This window comes from Cellulosimicrobium cellulans, assembly GCF_042723955.1.
Classification (GTDB): domain Bacteria; phylum Actinomycetota; class Actinomycetes; order Actinomycetales; family Cellulomonadaceae; genus Cellulosimicrobium; species Cellulosimicrobium cellulans_H.
In genome coordinates, this window is sequence record NZ_JBHXIC010000173.1 from 1 (window position 1) to 2,111 (window position 2,111).

The 2,111-nt window shown below is 72.5% G+C and carries 2 protein-coding genes; both read right to left on the reverse strand.

Going from position 1 to position 2,111, the window contains the following annotated elements:
* Positions 1-32 precede the first annotated feature (32 nt).
* Positions 33-1,034 (reverse strand): sugar phosphate isomerase/epimerase family protein, encoded by a 1,002-nt coding sequence (locus ACFWH7_RS21010; RefSeq protein WP_378219627.1) that lies wholly within the window; start codon positions 1,032-1,034, stop codon positions 33-35.
* A 40-nt stretch (positions 1,035-1,074) separates the two neighbouring features.
* Positions 1,075-1,797 (reverse strand): LPXTG cell wall anchor domain-containing protein, encoded by a 723-nt coding sequence (locus tag ACFWH7_RS21015; protein ID WP_378219630.1) that lies wholly within the window; start codon positions 1,795-1,797, stop codon positions 1,075-1,077.
* Between the last annotated feature and the right edge of the window lie 314 nt (positions 1,798-2,111).

Genomic DNA, 2,111 nt, shown 5'->3' on the forward strand with positions numbered 1-2,111 from the left:
GGCCGAGCCGGCCGACGGGGAGACTGCGCGTGCTACTTGTTCGAGAACGCCGCGTCGAAGGCGGCGTCCGGGGCGTCGAACGCGTACTTCTTGACGAACGCCAGGGCCTCGGGCGCGCCGACGAGGCGGTCCATGCCGGCGTCCTCCCACTCGACGGAGATGGGGCCCTCGTAGCCGATCGTGTTGAGCATGCGGAAGGCGTCCTCCCACGGCACGTCGCCGTGGCCCGTGGAGATGAAGTCCCAGCCGCGGCGCGGGTCCGCCCACGCCAGGTGCGACCCCATGCGGCCGTTGCGGCCGTTGTGCATCCGCTTCTTCGTGTCCTTGCAGTCCACGTGGTAGATGCGGTCCTTGAAGTCCCAGAGGAAGCTCACCGGGTCGAGGTCCTGCCACACCATGTGGCTCGGGTCCCAGTTGAGGCCGAACGCCTCGCGGTGCCCGATCGCCTCGAGCGTGCGGACGGTCGTCCAGTAGTCGTACGCGATCTCGCTCGGGTGCACCTCGTGGGCGAACTTCACCCCGACCTCGTCGAAGACGTCGAGGATCGGGTTCCACCGGTCGGCGAAGTCCTGGTAGCCGGCGTCGATCGCCTCCTGGGAGACCGGCGGGAACATCGCCACGTACTTCCAGATCGCCGAGCCCGTGAAGCCGACGACCGTCTTCACACCCAGCTTCGCGGCGAGCCGCGCGGTGTGCTTCATCTCCTCCGCGGCGCGCTGGCGCACGCCCTCGGGGTCGCCGTCGCCCCACACCACATCCGGGAGGATGTCGCGGTGGCGCTGGTCGATGGGGTCGTCGCAGACGGCCTGGCCCTTGAGGTGGTTCGAGATCGCGTAGACCTTGAGGTCGTACTTGGCGAGGAGGTCGAGCTTGCCCTGGACGTACTCGTCGTCGTCCCAGCGCCACGGGTCGAGGTGGTCTCCCCAGCAGGCGATCTCCAGCCCGTCGTAGCCCCAGCCGGACGCGAGCCGTGCCACCTCCTCGAACGGCAGGTCGGCCCACTGCCCGGTGAAGAGGGTGATCGGTCGTGCCATGGTCGTGTCTCCTTCGGTCGTTCTCGGTTCGTGCCCGGGGTCACCGGGCTGAGGTGCTGGTCAGGGAGCGAGGCTTGCCGTCCGACGACTCGTCGGCGGCGGCAGCGCGCGAGCGGCGGCGGAGGACGACGAAGCCACCCGCGAGGAGGAGCGCGGCGACCACGGCGACCGCGATCCACACGCCCGCGCTGCTCCCGGTCGACTCGTCGTCCGCGGTGGCGGACCCGTCGGCCGCGGCGTCGGGGTCTCCTGCGGCCCCGTCCGCCTCGTCGCCCGAACCGTCCTCCGCACCGGCCGCGGCCTCGTCGTCCGTGTCCGGGGCCGGCTCGGGCAGGGGCACGACGTCGACCTGCGCGGACGCGGTCGCCTCCGACGGGTGCGTGATCGTGGCGGTGAGGGTCCAGTTGCCCTCGGCGAGGACGCCGGGCTCGGACGTGTACCAGCCGACGCCCTCCGACGCCGAGGAGAGGGTGAGCGGGCCGACGGTCTCGCCGTCGGCGGACTCCGCGGTCACGGAGACGTCGGCCGCCTCCTCGACCGGGTGGCCGTCGAGCTTCCAGGTCAGGTTGGCGGAGATGCCGCCCTCCCCGTCGGTGCCGAGGGAGATCACGACGTCGCCGCCGTGCGCGGCCGCCGGGGCCGCGACGCCCAGCAGCGCGACGGCGGCGCCGAGCAGCACGCCGAGCGCCGCGGAGAGAAGAGCGCGCGCCCCGACCCGGGATCGGGTGCTGGTGCTGCTGGGCTGCGGAGACGTTCGGGACATCGGGTCATCACCTCGTCGTGGTCCGTGGGTGGCTCCGGGGCCGACGGCGGTCGTCGGTCCCCGGGGTGCCCCGGCGCCGGGCCGGAGCGCCCGTTCCCGGGCGCCGGGGCCGGAGACCCGGAGGTCCCCGTCGTGCTCGTCGTGCAGGCAGCGTACGGTCGGCCCGGCCGATGGGCCGCCCGTCCGCCGAGCGCCCGCACGCCGAGCGCGGTGCCCGGCGGGGGGGGGGGGGGGTGGGGCGCAGGGAGCTGATAGAAAAAAAACACAAGACCCAGAATCTAGAGTTGGTTGAGGATGTGGTGGAGTGGGGGGAG

Bases quoted from the DNA above. Each gene is read 5' to 3' on its own strand.
- ACFWH7_RS21010 (WP_378219627.1), bottom strand. From the start codon at position 1,034: ATGGCACGACCGATCACCCTCTTCACCGGGCAGTGGGCCGACCTGCCG.
- ACFWH7_RS21015 (WP_378219630.1), bottom strand. From the start codon at position 1,797: ATGTCCCGAACGTCTCCGCAGCCCAGCAGCACCAGCACCCGATCCCGG.